Raw genomic sequence first — 17298 nt, 5'->3', positions numbered from 1 at the left:
TTTCCTTATGAACAGCTGCCGGGAAGGGCAGACGAAGGGGCAGCAGAAGATTACAGCTGCGTATCCAGCGGTTTCAGATGGGCTTCAATGGCTTCCCGCCGGGGTTCGAGGAACGGAGGGAGTGCCAGTGACTCGCCCAGATGCTCCAAATCTTCGTCAGTCGCAAAGCCAGGACCATCCGTGGCTAGTTCGAACAGAATGCCGTTGGGTTCCCGGAAATAAAGAGACCGGAAGTAATAGCGGTCCACGAATCCCGAATTGTGCATCTGGAGCGAGCGAATTTTCTCTACCCATTCCCGGAGCTCCGCCTCCGTTTCCACCCGGAAGGCAACATGATGGACACCGCCTCTGCCCAGCCGCTCTGCGGGCAGGTCCGTGCGCTCCTCTACATGAACCTCTCCGCCGGTTCCGCCTTCGCCGACTTCATAGACAAGGACATCCGGCTGACCTTGGACAGGGGAAGGATAGGACGTTCTGTAACGGAAGCCAAGCACCTTCTCCAGAATCAATACAGTATGCTCAGCGACCGGAACGGTAAGTCTGGCGGGACCTAGACCGATAATGCCGAATTCAGCTGGAACCGGGCTGCGGTCCCAATGTACCCCTCCGCGAATACCGGAATTGTGTTCATCCGAGACCAGAATCAGACGCTGTCCTTCAAAATCCTCGAAAGACAAGGTCAAACGGCCGGTCTGATCTTCAAGCTCCCCATGGGGGACTTCATGCTGATCCAAACGGTCTTTCCAGTAATGGAGCGCTGCATCGCTGGGCACCCGGAGAGACAGGGCGGAAATACTATTGTTTCCGTTACGGTTGCGGCCTGCCATAGGAATCTCAAAGAAGGTGAGCTCGGTACCTGCAGTCCCCTGCTCGTCACCATAGAAGAGGTGATACACACTTACGTCGTCTTGATTGACGGTTTTTTTGATCAGACGGAGTCCAAGGATGCGGGTATAAAAATCATAGTTTTTAGCAGCATTGGCAGTAAGGGCAGATACGTGGTGCAGTCCAAGAATTTTCATAATGAGAACCTCCTAAGGGGAAATGTATAGTCAGTGAATTAATTATACCTTTTATTAAACTTCTTAATATTAAGATAATAAATATTTGTGCTGCTGTCAAGCATTTCATGTACTAAGGGTTTGACAGAAAAGAAGCAAATGATATAATAAACCAAGTTAATTAATAATGATATTCATTCTCAATTAGGAAGGGGAGAGTTATTATTTTCGGACAAGGAATGTTTTACTGCGTTCTTGTCTGTCTCTAATCCGAAGTAAAGGATACATAGCTGTCATGAAACTACGATATTTACTGTTATTACTCGTTATACTATCTCTTTGCTCCGTCTTCATCGGGGCTGCGGACCTGTCACCGCTGGATTTGCTGCAGCTGTCGGGCATCCAGTCCCAGACACTGCTCCTCAGCCGGATTCCCCGGCTTATCAGTATTATTATTGCCGGAATCAGTATGAGTGTGTGCGGCTTGATCATGCAGCAGCTGAGCCGGAACAAATTCGTGTCGCCGACAACGGCGGGAACGATGGATGCCGCAAGGCTCGGAATTCTCGTCGCGATCATGCTGTTCGGCACAGCAGCACCCATTGTAAAAATGGCGGTTGCTTTTGTATTTGCACTGGCAGGCACCCTAATCTTCATGAAGTTACTGGACCGCATTCAGTTCAAGGATCCCGTATTTATACCGCTCGTCGGCTTGATGTTCGGCAGCATTATCAGTTCAGTTACAACATTTTTTGCTTATAAGCTGGATCTGATCCAGAGTATGTCCTCGTGGCTGCAGGGTGATTTCTCCCTGGTTATGGCGGGACGTTATGAGATGTTGTATATCAGCGTGCCGCTGGTAGCACTGGCCTATATGTTTGCGAACCGGTTCACGATTGCCGGGCTGGGTGAGGAATTTGCGGTTAACCTGGGGCTGAATTACAAAGTCGTCGTTAACATCGGATTAGGTATTGTGGCTCTGTCTTCGTCGGCCGTGATTCTGACTGTGGGCACCATTCCATTTCTGGGGCTGGTCGTCCCTAACATCGTGAGCATGTATATGGGAGACAACCTGAAGAAAAATTTGGCCCATACGGCTGTGCTGGGCTCGGTGTTCGTCCTGGCCTGTGATATTACGGGGCGTGTCGTGATTTATCCCTATGAGATCCCGATTGGACTCACCGTAGGCGTGATCGGCAGTTCGATGTTCCTGTACATGCTGCTGAGGAGAAAAAGTTATGAGCTATAGAACCAAGATCAGCCTGCTTGCCGTTATCGCCGTCCTGCTGATGATTACATTCCTGTTTCTCGACCTGCCGGGCAACTGGCAGTATGCGCTGCCGCGCAGAACCAAGAAGGTTCTGGCTATTGCCCTGACGGGAGCAGCGATTGCTTTTGCGACAGTCCTTTTTCAGACCATTACCAATAACCGGATCCTGACACCGAGCATCATCGGGCTGGATTCCTTGTACATGCTAGTCCAGACCTTTGTTGTATTCGTATTTGGTTCTGTCCATATTGTGATGCTGAATAAGCAGCTGAACTTTATCATTTCCGTTGGTTTCATGGTCTTATTTGCCGGTGTTTTGTACCGTATTATATTCCGCAGAGAGGGAAGAAACATTTATTTTCTGCTGCTGATCGGCTTGGTGTGCGGCACGTTATTCTCAAGTCTGTCTACCTTTATGGAGGTGCTGATCGATCCGAACGAATTCGCCGTCATCCAGGACAAGAGCTTTGCCAGCTTTAATAATGTGAATACGGAACTGCTGGTGATTTCTTTTGCCGGAGTAAGTGCCGTGGCCTTGTATTATCTGCGTTATGCCAAATATATGGATGTGTTGTCCCTGGGGAAAGAGCATGCAGTGAACCTGGGCGTCCCTTACGATACTGTAGTCAAAAAACTCCTCATCGCGGTGTCCATTCTGATTTCCATCTCGACCGCCCTGGTAGGCCCGATCACATTCCTGGGGCTGCTGGTGGCAAATGTTACTTATGAATTTATGAAGACCTACCGGCATCGTTATCTTATCACTGCTTCCATTCTGATCAGCATGATTGCTCTGGTGGGCAGTCAGCTGCTGGCAGAGCGGGTATTCGAATTAACGACTACGATTAGTGTCATTATTAATTTTATCGGCGGCGTGTATTTCCTGTATCTGCTGCTAAGGGAGAATCGGTCATGGTAGAAGTCCACAATGTAACCAAACAATACGGCGGGAAAACCGTCGTCGACCATGTCTCGCTATCGGTGAACAAAGGCAGCATTACCTCCTTCATCGGGCCCAACGGCGCGGGGAAAAGCACTTTGTTATCCATGATGAGCAGGCTGATCTGTCAGGATTCCGGTGAAATCCGCATCAACGGACAGGAGATCCGCCAGGTTAAAAGTCAGGAGCTGGCCCGCACGATATCCATACTCAAGCAGTCCAACGATGTTCATATTCGGCTTACCGTAAGGGAGTTGGTCAATTTTGGGCGATTTCCTTACTCGCAGGGACGGTTAAACCGGGAGGATCAGCAATATGTGAATGAAGCGATTGACTATATGGGCCTGACCGAAATGCAGGACAAGTATCTGGATCACCTGAGCGGAGGTCAGCGCCAGCGGGCATTTATTGCTTTGGTACTCGCCCAGAATACCGATTATATTCTGCTGGACGAGCCGTTAAACAACCTGGACATGAAGCATTCTGTGCAGATTATGAAGGTGCTCCGCCGTCTGGTGGATGAACTCGGCAAGACGATCTTGATTGTACTTCACGACATTAATTTTGCTTCAGTCTATTCTGACTATATTGTCGCAATGAAGGATGGACGGGTGCTGCAGGAAGGACCAGCCAAGGAGATTATAGACACTTCCATCCTCCAGAGCCTGTACGATATGGATATCCAAATTGAACAGATCAACGGACACCAGATTTGTGTCTACTATACCTGAACCTACTAATAAATATAGGAGTGAATAACAATGACAACGAACAAAAAATGGCTGATGGCTGCAGTACTGGTGCTGGTTGTGATTTTATCGGCCTGCGGAAATCAAACCGAATCCTCAAGCAGTAATTCATCTAACAATGGAAATGAGTCATCTGTTAAGGAGCTAACGTTTAAAGATAAGCTGGGCGAGGCCACTGTGAAAATCAATCCGAAAAACGTAGTTGTCTTCGACTTCGGCTCCCTGGATACGCTTCGTAAGCTGGGAGTTGATGTAGCGGGCGTGCCAGTCAGCAATCTGCCATCGTATCTGGATCAATACAAGGATCGTAAATACGCTGATGTAGGGACACTGTTTGAGCCCAATTTCGAGAAGATTAATGAGCTTTCTCCAGAGTTGATCATTATTGGCGGCCGCCAATCGGACGCATACGAAGAGCTCTCCAAGATTGCGCCTACGATCTATATGGCAGTAGATACCGAACATTATATGGAGTCATTCCAAGAGAATGTGAACAAGCTGGCCCAGATTTTCGGCAAGGAGGAGGAAGCCAAGCAGGCTTTGGCTGTAATTGACAGTTCGGTTACGGATCTGCATGACAAGGCGGCAGCAAGCCAAGCGAAAGGGCTGATTGTACTGGCGAATGAAGGCAGTCTCAGTGCTTATGGTACAAAATCCAGATTCGGTATCATTCATGATGTGTTTGGCGTGACGCCGGTGGACAGCCATATTGAAGTATCCACGCATGGCCAGAAGGTGTCTTTTGAATACGTGGCGCAGAAAAATCCGGATTATCTCTTCGTCATAGACCGCGGAGCCGTGGTGAAGGAGGAGGGCAAGGAACAGGTAACTGCTAAACAGGCTGTAGAGAATGATCTGGTGAAGAATACGAATGCCTTTAAAAATAACCACATCGTTTATCTGGACCCTAATTACTGGTATCTCTCCGGCGGCGGGTTAATATCAGTGAGTGAAATGATTAAAGAAGTAAGTGCTGCATTCAACTAACAGCAGTGCGGGAAGCAGACCTTGAATCAGTAATTCGGGTCTGCTTTTTGCTGTGTATCATCGTGGTTTTTGGACTTGGATAGCCGGAACCGTTTATACTGCTGTTGAAAAGGGATTAAATTTGAAGGGATTCCGTGAAGTGAGATTGGATATGAATTCAGGAGAGGATGAGGTGCATGAAAAAAAACCGGATAGGACAATCTGAGCTGTATGCCGGAGAAATTGGCCTGGGCTGCATGTCACTGGGGACGGAGGAAGCCCATGCGGTCACGCTGATCCATGAGGCACTGGAGCGCGGCGTCAATTTCCTGGACACTTCGGATCTGTATGATGCAGGCCGCAATGAGGAACTGGTTGGCAAAGCAATCAAAGGACGCAGGGAGGATGTCATTCTCGCTACCAAAGTGGGTAACCGCCGCATACCAGGCCAGGAAGGCTGGGTATGGGATGCGTCCAAGGCCTATATCCTGTCTGCGGTAAAGGAAAGCCTTCGCCGCCTCGGTACGGATTACATTGATCTTTATCAGCTGCATGGCGGGACATTGGATGATCCGATCGACGAGACGATTGAAGCCTTTGAACAATTGAAAAGGGAGGGAGTCATCCGTTATTACGGCATCTCTTCAATCCGTCCAAATGTCATTCGGGAATATGTAAAGCGCTCCGGCATCGTCAGTGTTATGAATCAATACAGCATTGTCGACCGCCGGGCAGAGGAGGAGGTACTTCCTCTGCTTCAGAATAAAGGGATTAGTGCGATTGCCCGCGGCCCTGTAGCCAGCGGGGTCCTGGCTGAGTCGGGAGCTGCCAAAACGGCAAAAGGTTACCTGGATTATCAGCAGGAAGAGCTGCTGGCACTTCGGGAGAAGCTGCACACACTGACGGGTCCGACACGCAGCATGAGTCAGACGGCCATTCGTTTCAGCCTGGCCCAGCCATCTGTGGCCGTGGTTATACCCGGTGCAAGCTCGTCTGCACAGCTGATTCACAATATTGAAGCTGCTGATGCCCCGCAATTAACGGAAGACGAGATCAGGCTGATCACTTCAGCCAGCCGGGCCAATACGTATCAGCAGCACCGTTAAGCGGCTGTATCTGTCATAGTTGCAATTCCATCTGGAAGAGCTACAATGGAATGGATCATGATTTTAAATTAGGGGGAATTCCGCCATGGAACGTATACAATCCGAACAGCAGTATCAAGACGCGATCCAGGGTGACCAGCTGACCGTCATCAAATTTGATGCCACGTGGTGCCCGGACTGCAAGACATTGGACAAATTTATGGGCGGCATTATCGAGCAGAATCCGGACAAGCAGTTCCTGGCCATGGATGCAGAGCAGTTCCAGCCGCTGGCTGAGGCCAATCAGGTGCGCGGTATTCCGAGCCTGCTGGTGTTCAAGAATGGGGAGAAGATTGCCCATCTGCACAGCAAATATGCGAAGACGCCTTCGCAGGTATCAGAGTATCTCCAGACACTGGAATCCAAGCAGTAATCTTGCATCAGCAAAAAGGCACACCGGCTGCGGGATACGTCCCATGGAACCGGTGTGCCTTTTGGTTTGTTAGAACAAGATAATGAAGAAGATAATGGCTACGATAAAACGGTAAATGGCAAAGGTGGTCAGGCTCAGACGTTTCAGGAGACCCAAGAACGTCTTGATGGCCAGCATACCAACGATGAAAGCTGCGATGAAACCGGCTGCGAACACCGGGAAATCGCTGGTGTTCAGATGACCTGCACTTTTGATCAGGTCAACGCCTGTTGCGCCGAGCATGATCGGGACCGATACCAGGAATGTAAATTCGGCTGCGGCTGTGGCGCTGATTCTGGCGAAGAGACCGCCAGAGATCGTGGAACCGGAGCGGGAGAAGCCAGGCCATAGCGCAAGGATCTGGAACAGACCGACGATAAATGCCTGCTTGTATGTAATGTCGTCCACCGTTTCAGCCGTTGTACGCGGGTGAAACTTCTCGGCAACGATCATCAGGATACCGCCGATGACCAGGCTGTATACGACCGTCTGGGGACCAAACAGGTCGTCCTTAATGACGTCACGGAGCAGCACGCCCAGGATGCCTGCCGGGATCATGGCCAGAATGATATGTAACAGATTCAGGCGGGGACGAAGGGAGAGGCGTGTCTGTTTGCGAAAATCAAACAAGCTGAGGAACTTCTTGAAGTACAGAACAACGACAGCCAGTACCGCACCAAGCTGTACGACAACCTCGAAAGTTTTGACAGAATCACTGTCCGTGTTCAGGCCCAGCAGATGGGCCGTCAGAATCATGTGGCCTGTCGAGGATACCGGAAGGAACTCGGTCAGACCTTCAATAATACCCATAATAATTGATGATAAAAAATCCAATGTCTTGTCTCCTTCCACTGCATGCTTACAGGGCACCGGCTGAAGTGCCGTATGCCCTGTAATTCCCGGAACGGCTCTAATCTGTCCCGGGGCAGCCCGATGGCTGCTGCCATGTTCTCTTTTTAGTTGTTGGCTGGGAGATCGGCTTCTTCACCTTTGCCGTCAGGCTGGTCTATGGTTACCTCAACCCGGCGGATCCGGTTCTTGCCCATCTCACGAATGGTGATGGTCACGTTCTCTTCGACGAACTGCTTGCCCGTTCTTGGTTCGGCTACCCGGCTGAATACCCACCCCCCGACCGTATCGACCTCTTCGTTGTCCAGTGACAAGCCGGTGAGATCACTCAGTTCCGAAATCAGCACTTTACCGTCTACCAGATAACTATTCTCCGACAGTTTTTCGATTTCCTTCCGTTCATCGGCGTCGAACTCGTCGCGGATTTCGCCGACAATCTCTTCCAAAATGTCTTCGATGGTAATCAGGCCGGAAGTACCTCCATATTCATCAACCAGCAGGGCCATGTGGACCCGTTCCAGCTGCATACGCTTCAGCAGAACGCTGACAGGCATAACCTCAGGCACCGTCAAAATCGGATGAACCAGCGTCCGGAAGTCAAGCTCAGGGTTGCGGTCATATTCCAGAAACAGCTGTTTCGTGTTAATCATACCTATAATATGATCCTTGCTGTCTGTCGATACCGGAAACCTTGTATACTGCTCCTGATGAATGGTCTGCATATTCTCCTGAAGGGAATGATTCGTGTATAAGCATACCATATCTGTTCGGGGGACCATAATTTCTTTGGCTACCGTCTCGTCGAAAGCGAAAATCCGGTTCACGTAGCCGTATTCCGTATTATTGATTTTACCGCTCTGCACACTTTCGGAGAGAATAATCTGAATCTCTTCCTGACTATGTGCTTCTTCATGTTCGCTGGCAGGCTGAAGTCCGAAGAGACGAACCAAGCCGTTCGCGGAACCGTTCAGGAGCCAGATGAATGGATACATGATCCGGTTGAACATGATGATCGGCTTTGAGGTAAACAGGCTGACGCCTTCGGATTTGCGGATCGCCAATGTTTTTGGGGCAAGCTCACCAACAACCACATGGATATAAGTAACCACTATAAAGGAAATAATAAACGCGAGTACATGATTTAGGTTTCCTTCGATGTGCATCATTTTGAACAAAGGCTCAAACAACTTCGCTACCGTCGGTTCACCCAGCCAGCCGAGGCCCAGAGCTGTAATGGTTATCCCCAGCTGACACGCGGACAGGTAGCCGTCCAGATTGCTGGTTACGCGCTGCAGTGCAATCGCATTCTTGTGCCCTTCTACCACCAGCTGATTGACCCGACTGGAACGCATGCGGATAATAGCAAATTCAGTTGCTACAAAAAAAGCGCTCAAAATGATCAACAATGCAAACAAAACCAGACTAAGTCCTATACCCATAATTAATGTTCACTCATCCCTTATCTAATAATTTTAAGTTCATATGAACTTATTGTAAGAACTTTTAAGCGGAATATCAAATACCTGAAAAAGGGCCAGCGGCACGTCAGACCTCCTTCAGGACCGATTTAGCGTGTAAACAGGCTCAACACTCACGATTTCGTCTCTTTACATCATGATTTTGAAGGCGTATGATGAGTTCGCATGAACTTGAAATACGTGTAAGGAGGTATCATATTGGAGTCTTTTACCCTTACCCGGAAAGACGTTGCACAGCTGCTGCTTGCGCTGGATGGACGAAGAGAGGATTTGCAGCCGCTGTCCGTATTGCAGTGTGCCTGGAAGAGAAATCATCCGATTGATCAAGAGCAGGAGCAGTGGATGCCTGCCTTTCTGGATACAGCTGTTCCCCCCGTACTGGATAAAATGATAAAAGGCCGTCAAGGAAATTCCTTTTCCTTGCAGGAGATTGCTGCACTCGGTCAGCTGATTGAGTACAGCCAGGCTTCCCTGACCTCCATGCAGAATTGGGTCAAGCGTGACTTCAAGGAGTTCCTGGGATCCCCGAAGATCGGCAAAAAATATTCCATTAACCAGGCAGCCCTGCTCCTGATCGTGGAGGATCTAAAGGCGAGTCTGGATTTTGAATCCATACGCAGGCTTTTTCATATTTTGTTTCAAGAGCCGACAGAAGATGCAGATGACTGGATTGAGCCTGTAGAGCTGTATGCAGCATACTCTACCATGTTCGAGGAGCTGGATGCCAATAACGACCAGATGCTCGATATTGCCGGACATACGGCAGGCGGTCATCGTCAGGACAGCCTGACGGAAAGCGTGATCCGGACTGCGTCTGACCGTTATGCAGGCAGACTTCACCACCTGCTTCCAGGGCAGAGGAAGGCGGTCGGAAATGTGCTGCTGATCGCAGCGGTATCTGTGCAGACCTCTTATTTCCTGTCTATGGCGAGACGTTATGTGAATGCAACGCTGTTCTTGGAATTCTGATACGCTATGGATTACCTATACTTACTAAATAAAAGGGATCATCTTGAAAAAGAGGGTCCTTTTTTGTCGAAAACGTCTTTGACACCTTTTGAACAAACCCGATATAATCGATGATGAATGTTGAAAGCGCTTAGCATCCAGTTTTGCAAATAATTGAAAATGTACGAAAGTGCCTGAACCTAATGAGGAAGTGACCCTGAATGTTTCAGAAGCTGGTACGCCTGACCAATGACATGAGGATGAGGCACAAGCTGCTGCTCGCTTTTATCTTTATTGTTATGATTCCCGTTCTTGTGATCGGCGGCGGAGTTGTGGCCTATATGCGCCAGCAGGCGCTGGATAGTGCTGTGGCCCAGACTACGAATAACGTGGATAAAATTAAAAGCCAAGCCGCGAATCTGCTCCGGGTGCCGACAGATATCTCCAATCTGTTCATGTTTGACTCAGAGCTCAAGGAAATCGTTAACAAGCGCTATAAAAATATGGTCGAGCTGACGAATGCGTACTTGGGATTTCACCGTTTTGAAGAATATACACGCCAATACAGGGAAGTCGCGAATATCCGGTTCTATTCCTTTAACGATACACTTGTGAATAACCTGGAATTCATCCCTATTAATTCACAGACAGAGAGCGAGGAGTGGTTCAAGGCTACCCGCAAAACAAGCGCCATCGGCTGGTTTTATGTACACGATCCGGAGGATAATCCCATGAACCGCCTCAGTCTTGTCCGCAAGATTACCTTCCCTGAGTACCGGACCAGCGGTGTGCTAATGATCGGAATTAACCAGAGCGAGCTGAACAGCATGCTAAGCCAGGAGCCGTTCGAGACGCTGATTGCAGACCAGCTTGGTTATGTGGTAGCTGCCAAGAACCCTTCCATGGTCGGCAAGACGCTCAAAGAGCTGAATTTGGGATTTAACCTGAGTACTATCAAGGATAAAACATTTAAGGCCAAAGTCGGAGGGGTGCCCTCCAACATCGTTGTGGATGAGCTGATGCCTGTTTCAAGTATGTCAGGACTCAAAATTATTTCGGTATTTTCTACAGAGAGCATCGTCAAAGATGCTAACCGGGTAAGCCTGATCGGTCTACTGATGATTTTGACCATTCTGATCATCGGTCTTGTGCTGGTCCAGATGGTATCCTATCTGATCACCAAACGGCTGCTGAGGCTGAGCCGTCATCTGAACAAGGTCGCCAGGGGCAACTTCAATATTGTTGCGCGGATTGATGGCAATGATGAGATCGGCCAGCTGTCCAGGCAGTTCAACTATATGGTCGCTAGCATTAATCAGCTGATGAATCAGGTTTATGAGACTAGCGAAAAAAATAGCAAGCTCGAATTAGCCCAAAAGGAAATTACGCTCAAAATGATGGCAAGCCAGATCAATCCGCATTTCCTGTTTAATGCGCTGGAGTCAATCCGTATGAAGGCGCATATGAAGGGAGAAAAGGAGATTGCCAATATCGTACGTCTGCTTGGCAAGCTGATGCGCGGAAACTTGGAGATCGGCAGCGGGAAGACGACCATTAAACAGGAGATGGAGCTGGTCCGGTCCTACCTGGAGATTCAGAAATTTCGCTATGATGACCGGCTGCGTTATGATATTCATATGGATCCCGAGGTCATGGGTGTGCTGATTCCGCCGCTGATTATCCAGCCTCTGGTTGAAAATTCGATTGTTCATGGCCTGGAGAATAAGGAGGGCGGCGTGTACATTGAAATTATGATCCGCATGGAACACGACCGGATTGCGGTCCGGGTGTCGGACAATGGGCGCGGCATGACACCAGAGCGGCGTGAGGAAGTTATCGCATTTGTAACGAGCGAGGAAGAGGAAGAGAAGAGCCGGATCGGACTTCGTAATGTACATCAGCGCCTGACTCTCTTTTATGGGGAGGAATATGGTCTAGTGATCCGGAGCGTGCCTGAGGAAGGCACGGAGATCAGTTTTGCTGTACCGAGGGAAGGAGAGCCGTATGTTCAAAGTATTAATAGCAGATGATGAACCCATGATTCGTGAAGGTCTGGCCTCGATCATGGAGTGGGAGGAGCTGGGATACAGCGTTGCCGCTACGGCAGCAAATGGACGGGAAGCTTTGCAGAAGTACCAGGAGGTGCAGCCTGATCTTATCATTATTGATATCCGTATGCCCGGTATGACAGGTCTTGAAGTTATTCGTGAGCTGAGGCAGTCGGGAGCGAGTGTGCATTTCATCATATTAAGCGGTTATGCGGATTTTGATTACGCTAAGGAAGCCATCACGATGGGTGTCAACAGCTACTTGCTGAAGCCGGTCGATGAGGATGAAATGAAAGAGGAGCTGCTGCGCATTCACACTATGCTGGTCCGGGAGCAAAACAACGGACCGCGGCAGGTGCAGGAAGAGATGATATACCGGGATCACCTGGTGGAGGCGCTCCTGTTCAGCAGCGAATCCTTATCCGGAGACCGTGATCCCGCTGTTCAATTGAACCTGAACTGGCCTTCCTATCAGGTTATTTTGCTGGAACTGCTGAATGAGAACGGCAGTGACTCACTGGCAGAAGCTGCTGTGAAGCGGCGGATCAGTGAGCTGTTCGATTTGCGGGACCGGGGCATTCTGTTTTCAGCGGGTTATCATGTCGGTATTCTGCTGCGAGAGCCAGTCTATGGAACCGAAGCAGCCCGGCTGCTGAGCGAGGAGCTGACAGAAGCTGCAAGCACATGGGGTTATCGTATTTTCGGAGCGGCGGGCGAGTCAGTCACGGATCTGCATGAGCTTACAGCTTCCTACGCCGTGGCATCCCGATTGCTGAGTTTCCGTTTTCTATATCGTGAGCAGCGGTTGATGCTGCCACAGGATCTGAGTGTACTGGAATCTTCCGTAGCGGCAGAGGAACGGGCTGGGGATGAGGATAGCGATCAGGATCCGGTTCATTATGCCGAGAAGCTGTATTACGCACTCGATATCGTCAGCCTTGAGGCAGTCAAGCGGGTGCTTGCCGAGATGAAGGATGTCCTGCCGAGATACTACAGGACGGAGCAGTCCCTGAAGAACGGCTTTGCCCAAGTCTTCTCGCTTGCTATGAACAAGCTGTCGGCCAGCCAGAGCGGACGACTGGATACGCTGCAGGATACTACGGCATTGCTATCCGAGGTGTACCGTCAGCCCACGCTGGATTGCCTCGTGCTGCGGGCGGAAGAGCAGCTCAGCCAGCTGATCAGTCACCTGGGTGGAAGCAGCAAGGATATCGTGCTGAAGCAGATGGTAGACTTCATTCGCCGCAATTACAGCGAGAATCTGAAGCTTGAGCTGCTGGCGGAGATTTTCAATTACAACAGCGGGTATCTGGGCAAACTGTTTAAAAGCCATACCGGGGAGAGCTTCAATGCTTTTCTGGACAAGGTAAGGATCGAGAACGCCAAAGAGCTGCTGTCCCAGGGCCTGAAGGTGCATCAGGTAGCGGAACGGGTCGGATACGGCAATGTCGATTATTTTCACAGCAAATTCAAAAGATATGTAGGCTCCTCACCGTCCTCTTACCGGGATCATGGCAGGGGATAGGGGGCAGGCCTCCAGTTAAAACCCTATATAATTAGAGAAAGCGAAAACGCTGTTCACCGGGAACGGCGTTTTCTGCTGTCCGGAGGGGGAATATCTAATTTTTATATGATTTTAGGTACAAAACCTTGGGTACTCGGTAGCGGCCCCGTGGAGTATGATATTGTCATAAGAAACAAGGAGGGGTCCAGAAATGGAAACGCTAACTGAAACCGCTTCCTCCAAAAAGAAAGGGAAACTGAAGTCTCCCAGGGGGAAACGCGGAGGGTTTGTGGAAAGCCTGAAGCAGCAAAAATATCTGTACCTGATGTCGCTGCCCTTTGTCATCTGGGTATTCGTCTTCAGCTATCTGCCTTTGTGGGGATGGACGATGGCTTTTCAGAACTACAAGCCGGCCCGTTCGTTCGGTGACCAAAAATGGGTGGGATTCGATCATTTCAAAGAACTGTTTAGTGATGAGCGATTTTATCTCGTATTGAGAAACACGCTTGCGATGAGCTTGATGGGCATCGTGCTCGGGTTTATTATTCCGATTTTCTTCGCCATCCTGCTGAATGAGCTGCGCGGCATGATCTTTAAACGCTTTGTGCAAACGGTTTCGTATCTGCCTCACTTTGTATCATGGGTCGTAGTAGCAGGTATCGTAACGAAAATGCTGTCTATTGACGGCGGTATCGTCAACGATCTCCTGATGTGGCTGCATATTACAGACCAGCCGATACAGTTTATGGCCAAGGGCAGCTGGTTCTGGTACATTGTAACCGCTTCAGATCTATGGAAAGAGACAGGCTGGAATACAATCATTTATCTGGCTGCCATCACGGGGATCGACCAGGAGCTGTATGAAGCTTCCCGCGTGGACGGTGCAAGCCGCTGGAGACAGATGTGGCATATTACGCTGCCAGGTATTCGTTCCACCATTTCCGTTCTGTTCATCATGTCGATTGGTCACCTGATCAGTATCGGCTTCGAGAAGCAGTTCCTCCTTGGCAACAGCCTGGTAACCGACTACTCCGAAGTACTCGATCTGTATGCCTTGAACTACGGTTTAAACATGGGCCGGTTCTCATACGGTACGGCGATCGGTATATTCAACTCGGTAGTCAGCATTATCCTGTTGTTTACGGCGAACGGCATCTTCAAGAAAGTGACCAAAGAAAGCATCATGTAGGAAGGGGGAAGATATCATGGCTGCGAATAAAGCATTTAACGCAACAAAATCCGAAAGACTATTTGATATATTAAATATTGTGTTCATGTCTCTTGTCGTGATTGTCACACTGTATCCGTTCCTGAACGTACTCGCCATCTCGCTGAATGATTCGACGGATACGGTCAGAGGTGGTATTTATATCTGGCCGCGGGAGCTGACACTGGAGAATTACAAAACAATTTTCCAATACAGCGGTCTGCTGACCGGTTTGAAGATTTCCATTCTGAGAACCGTTTCAGGTACACTGCTGGGTCTGCTCAGTGCGTCGATGATTGCGTACACACTAAGCCGCCCGGACTTTAGAGCAAAGAAATTCGTCTCCACATTCCTGGCATTGACGATGTACTTCTCGGGCGGTTTGATCCCGACTTACATCCTGATGCGTGACCTGAACCTGATCGGTACGTTCTGGGTATACATCCTGCCGGGTCTGGTAAGTGCCTTTAACGTATTCGTCGTCCGTTCCTTTATTGACGGCCTTCCATATGCCCTTCAGGAATCGGCAAAGCTGGATGGCGCGAATGATTTCACCATCTATTGGAGAATCATCCTGCCGCTCTGTAAGCCGGTACTGGCAACCATTGCCTTGTTCCTGGCGGTAGGACAGTGGAATGAGTGGTTCTCAACTTACCTGTATAACGGTTCCAAAGCGAATCTGACTACACTGCAGTACGAGCTAATGAAGGTGCTGCAAAGTACCCAGCAGGGCTCGGGTGCTTCACGGAATGCGAACGATATGGCACAGCAGATGGCGCAAATTTCGCCTGAATCGATCAAGATGGCGATTACAATTGTCGTAACGGTACCGATCCTGCTCGTGTATCCGTTCCTGCAAAGATACTTTGTCGGCGGCATGACATTGGGTGCGGTTAAAGCTTAATTCAGGTAATACCGGAGCCTCTCCGGAGGCTCTGTTATTCACAATAGAGAAAATTACAATACTATTCGCTTTACACTTAGGGGAGGAAGTAAGACAATGGCTAAAAAAGCTACCAAATATGCATTGATTCCGGTGTTGGCCGCTTCGCTGGTAGGCGTTGCAGGCTGCGGCGGCGGCAGCAACAGCGGGGATACAGCAGATATGAAGGACACTAGCAAGGACACTTCACCAATTACGTTCTCGTTCTTCAGCGCGGATCCAAGTCCAAACTGGAATCAGATGAAGGACGAAGTTGGACAGGAAATTATCAAAAAAACAGGTGTAACCCTGAATGGTGAATTTGCCGTAACAGGCGGCGGGCAGGACAAGTTGTCCCTGATGGCTGCCAGTGGTGACTATCCGGATCTTGTATCTGCCAAAGCGGACGTATCCAAGCTGGTTGACGCTGGAGCGATGATCGACCTGACCGATTTGATCAATCAATATGCTCCTAATCTTAAGAAGCTGTATGGAGATCAGATGAACCGTCTGAAATACAGCAACGATGATCAAGCCATTTATGTAATTCCAAGCTATAACGCTGTGGACCAGAAGTATTTTGAATCCGGCGGCGGTTTTGAAATTCAGCATAAAGTGCTGAAAGAGCTTGGTTATCCAGAAGTGAAAACACTGGAAGACTATGAGAACGTTCTTAAACAGTATGTAGCAAAACATCCAACGATTGACGGAAAGCCAACGATCCCGCTGACACTGGACGCAGATGACTGGAGAATCATGATCACGGTCACAAACCCTGCATTCCAGACTACAGGTGCACCGGATGACGGCGAATATTACATTAATCCGGAGACATTTGAAGCACAGCTTCACTACAGACGCCCTGAAGAAAAAGAATACTTCCGCTGGTTGAACAAAATGTACAATGAAGGCCTGCTTGATAAAGATACCTTCGTACAGAAAACAGACCAATATAAAGCTAAAATTGCAAGCGGTCGTGTACTCGGTCTGATTGACCAGGAGTGGGGCTATCAGGATGCTGAGAATGCACTGAAAGCTGCCGGTAAACCGGAAAACAGCTATGCACACTTCCCGGTTACATTATCCGATCAATACAAAAACCATGACTTCCAGGATACCGGTTTCATGTCCGGATATGGCGTAGGCATTACTACAGCTTGTAAAGATCCAGTTCGTGCAATCAAATTCCTTGATTTCCTTGCTTCTGATGAAGGTCAAGTCCTGACCAACTGGGGAATTGAAGGCAAGCAGTACAACGTGGAGAACGGTAAACGTGTTATCCCGCAAGAGGTTCAAGACAAGAAATCCAATGACAATGCTAATTTCCAAAAAGAAACAGGTATCGGTCTGTACTCGCTGTTGAGCGGCCATTATGGTGACGGTGTGAAAGACAGCACTGGCAACTACTACACAACGAACTTCCCTGAGCAAATCGTAGCAGGTTATTCCGAACCTGAAAAAGAAACCTTGAAGGCTTACGGCGCAACAACCTGGAAAGATCTGTGGCCAAGTGATGATGAATTCCCTGTTAAACCTTGGGGTGCTGCTTACAACATTACAGTAGAAAACGACTCTAACTATGCAGTTACATTCCAAAAAACACAAGATATTATCCGCAAACGTATTCCAGAAGCGGTGCTGACTTCCCCAGATAAATTTGATGGTGTTTATGATAACATGATCAAAGAACTGGATGCAGCGGGCGCTGTTGAGATGGAAAAGCAATACACTGAGCTGGTTAAAAACAGAGTATCTCTGTGGAGTGGCAAAGAAGTAAAATAAGGGAATTAGAAGGGAAGGCTGTTCTTCGGAACAGCCTTCTTTTTTACCGTTTATCTGGATAAATTTTAAGGAGAAAA

The 17298-nt window shown here is 49.0% G+C and carries 15 protein-coding genes; 12 read left to right on the top strand and 3 right to left on the bottom strand.

Annotated features, from left to right (window positions below; translation table 11 throughout):
• Positions 1–50 precede the first annotated feature (50 nt).
• Entirely contained in the window at positions 51–1022 is a 972-nt protein-coding gene (locus Q5741_RS15990; protein WP_305025119.1) for a ring-cleaving dioxygenase, read from the bottom strand.
• 274 nt (positions 1023–1296) lie between these two features.
• Here Q5741_RS15990 and Q5741_RS15985 point away from each other — a divergent pair, with 274 nt between their 5' ends.
• The 6 genes from Q5741_RS15985 (at position 1297) to Q5741_RS15960 (ending at position 6444) form a co-directional block, all read left to right on the top strand.
• Positions 1297–2250, top strand: coding sequence for an ABC transporter permease (locus Q5741_RS15985; protein WP_305025118.1), 954 nt, complete (start codon positions 1297–1299; stop codon positions 2248–2250).
• Positions 2240–3190: an iron chelate uptake ABC transporter family permease subunit gene (locus Q5741_RS15980; protein ID WP_305025117.1), complete on the top strand. Its 951-nt coding sequence runs from the start codon at positions 2240–2242 to the stop codon at positions 3188–3190. Before Q5741_RS15985 ends, Q5741_RS15980 begins: the two co-directional genes overlap by 11 nt.
• Entirely contained in the window at positions 3184–3942 is a 759-nt protein-coding gene (locus Q5741_RS15975) for an iron ABC transporter ATP-binding protein (RefSeq protein ID WP_305025116.1), read from the top strand. Before Q5741_RS15980 ends, Q5741_RS15975 begins: the two co-directional genes overlap by 7 nt.
• 30 nt (positions 3943–3972) lie before the next feature.
• Positions 3973–4947, top strand: a complete 975-nt coding sequence (locus Q5741_RS15970) for a siderophore ABC transporter substrate-binding protein (RefSeq protein ID WP_305025115.1) — start codon at positions 3973–3975, stop codon at positions 4945–4947.
• 176 nt (positions 4948–5123) lie between these two features.
• A complete protein-coding gene (locus Q5741_RS15965; RefSeq protein ID WP_305025114.1) occupies positions 5124–6032 on the top strand; it encodes an aldo/keto reductase in 909 nt (302 codons plus the stop codon).
• A gap of 85 nt (positions 6033–6117) precedes the next feature.
• Positions 6118–6444, top strand: coding sequence for a thioredoxin family protein (locus Q5741_RS15960; RefSeq protein ID WP_305025113.1), 327 nt, complete (start codon positions 6118–6120; stop codon positions 6442–6444).
• Between the two features lie 69 nt (positions 6445–6513).
• Here the strand turns inward: Q5741_RS15960 and bacA are convergent, their stop codons facing one another.
• Positions 6514–7293, bottom strand: a complete 780-nt coding sequence (gene bacA, locus Q5741_RS15955; RefSeq protein WP_305025153.1) for an undecaprenyl-diphosphate phosphatase — start codon at positions 7291–7293, stop codon at positions 6514–6516.
• A 146-nt stretch (positions 7294–7439) separates the two neighbouring features.
• Complete coding sequence (locus Q5741_RS15950) at positions 7440–8771, bottom strand: hemolysin family protein (RefSeq protein ID WP_305025112.1); 1332 nt, start codon at positions 8769–8771, stop codon at positions 7440–7442.
• A gap of 237 nt (positions 8772–9008) precedes the next feature.
• On the opposite strand from Q5741_RS15950, the gene Q5741_RS15945 reads away from it, so the two are divergent.
• The 6 genes from Q5741_RS15945 (at position 9009) to Q5741_RS15920 (ending at position 17221) form a co-directional block, all read left to right on the top strand.
• Positions 9009–9779: a DUF1836 domain-containing protein gene (locus Q5741_RS15945; RefSeq protein ID WP_305025111.1), complete on the top strand. Its 771-nt coding sequence runs from the start codon at positions 9009–9011 to the stop codon at positions 9777–9779.
• A gap of 200 nt (positions 9780–9979) precedes the next feature.
• Entirely contained in the window at positions 9980–11788 is a 1809-nt protein-coding gene (locus Q5741_RS15940) for a sensor histidine kinase (RefSeq protein ID WP_305025110.1), read from the top strand.
• Positions 11763–13331: a response regulator transcription factor gene (locus tag Q5741_RS15935; protein ID WP_305025109.1), complete on the top strand. Its 1569-nt coding sequence runs from the start codon at positions 11763–11765 to the stop codon at positions 13329–13331. Before Q5741_RS15940 ends, Q5741_RS15935 begins: the two co-directional genes overlap by 26 nt.
• A gap of 190 nt (positions 13332–13521) precedes the next feature.
• The gene (locus tag Q5741_RS15930) at positions 13522–14499 is read left to right on the top strand and encodes an ABC transporter permease (RefSeq protein ID WP_305025108.1); all 978 of its coding nucleotides are present in this window, start codon (positions 13522–13524) and stop codon (positions 14497–14499) included.
• A 16-nt stretch (positions 14500–14515) separates the two neighbouring features.
• Positions 14516–15421: a carbohydrate ABC transporter permease gene (locus Q5741_RS15925; RefSeq protein WP_305025107.1), complete on the top strand. Its 906-nt coding sequence runs from the start codon at positions 14516–14518 to the stop codon at positions 15419–15421.
• Between the two features lie 96 nt (positions 15422–15517).
• Positions 15518–17221, top strand: coding sequence for an ABC transporter substrate-binding protein (locus Q5741_RS15920; RefSeq protein ID WP_305025106.1), 1704 nt, complete (start codon positions 15518–15520; stop codon positions 17219–17221).
• The last annotated feature ends 77 nt before the right edge of the window (positions 17222–17298 follow it).

It is taken from the genome of Paenibacillus lacisoli, assembly GCF_030580655.1.
Classification (GTDB): domain Bacteria; phylum Bacillota; class Bacilli; order Paenibacillales; family Paenibacillaceae; genus Paenibacillus; species Paenibacillus lacisoli.
Note: the sequence above shows the minus strand (reverse complement) of the source record. Positions and strands in the feature narration are given on the sequence as shown.

Excerpts from the sequence above, each read along its gene's own strand:
- Q5741_RS15965 (WP_305025114.1), top strand. The coding sequence starts at position 5,124 with ATGAAAAAAAACCGGATAGGACAATCTGAGCTGTATGCCGGAGAAATT.
- Q5741_RS15970 (WP_305025115.1), top strand. The coding sequence starts at position 3,973 with ATGACAACGAACAAAAAATGGCTGATGGCTGCAGTACTGGTGCTGGTT.
- Q5741_RS15935 (WP_305025109.1), top strand. The coding sequence starts at position 11,763 with ATGTTCAAAGTATTAATAGCAGATGATGAACCCATGATTCGTGAAGGT.
- Q5741_RS15930 (WP_305025108.1), top strand. The coding sequence starts at position 13,522 with ATGGAAACGCTAACTGAAACCGCTTCCTCCAAAAAGAAAGGGAAACTG.
- Q5741_RS15940 (WP_305025110.1), top strand. The coding sequence starts at position 9,980 with ATGTTTCAGAAGCTGGTACGCCTGACCAATGACATGAGGATGAGGCAC.
- Q5741_RS15960 (WP_305025113.1), top strand. The coding sequence starts at position 6,118 with ATGGAACGTATACAATCCGAACAGCAGTATCAAGACGCGATCCAGGGT.
- Q5741_RS15990 (WP_305025119.1), bottom strand. The coding sequence starts at position 1,022 with ATGAAAATTCTTGGACTGCACCACGTATCTGCCCTTACTGCCAATGCT.
- Q5741_RS15975 (WP_305025116.1), top strand. The coding sequence starts at position 3,184 with ATGGTAGAAGTCCACAATGTAACCAAACAATACGGCGGGAAAACCGTC.
- Q5741_RS15920 (WP_305025106.1), top strand. The coding sequence starts at position 15,518 with ATGGCTAAAAAAGCTACCAAATATGCATTGATTCCGGTGTTGGCCGCT.
- Q5741_RS15980 (WP_305025117.1), top strand. The coding sequence starts at position 2,240 with ATGAGCTATAGAACCAAGATCAGCCTGCTTGCCGTTATCGCCGTCCTG.
- Q5741_RS15985 (WP_305025118.1), top strand. The coding sequence starts at position 1,297 with ATGAAACTACGATATTTACTGTTATTACTCGTTATACTATCTCTTTGC.
- Q5741_RS15950 (WP_305025112.1), bottom strand. The coding sequence starts at position 8,771 with ATGGGTATAGGACTTAGTCTGGTTTTGTTTGCATTGTTGATCATTTTG.
- bacA (WP_305025153.1), bottom strand. The coding sequence starts at position 7,293 with ATGGGTATTATTGAAGGTCTGACCGAGTTCCTTCCGGTATCCTCGACA.
- Q5741_RS15925 (WP_305025107.1), top strand. The coding sequence starts at position 14,516 with ATGGCTGCGAATAAAGCATTTAACGCAACAAAATCCGAAAGACTATTT.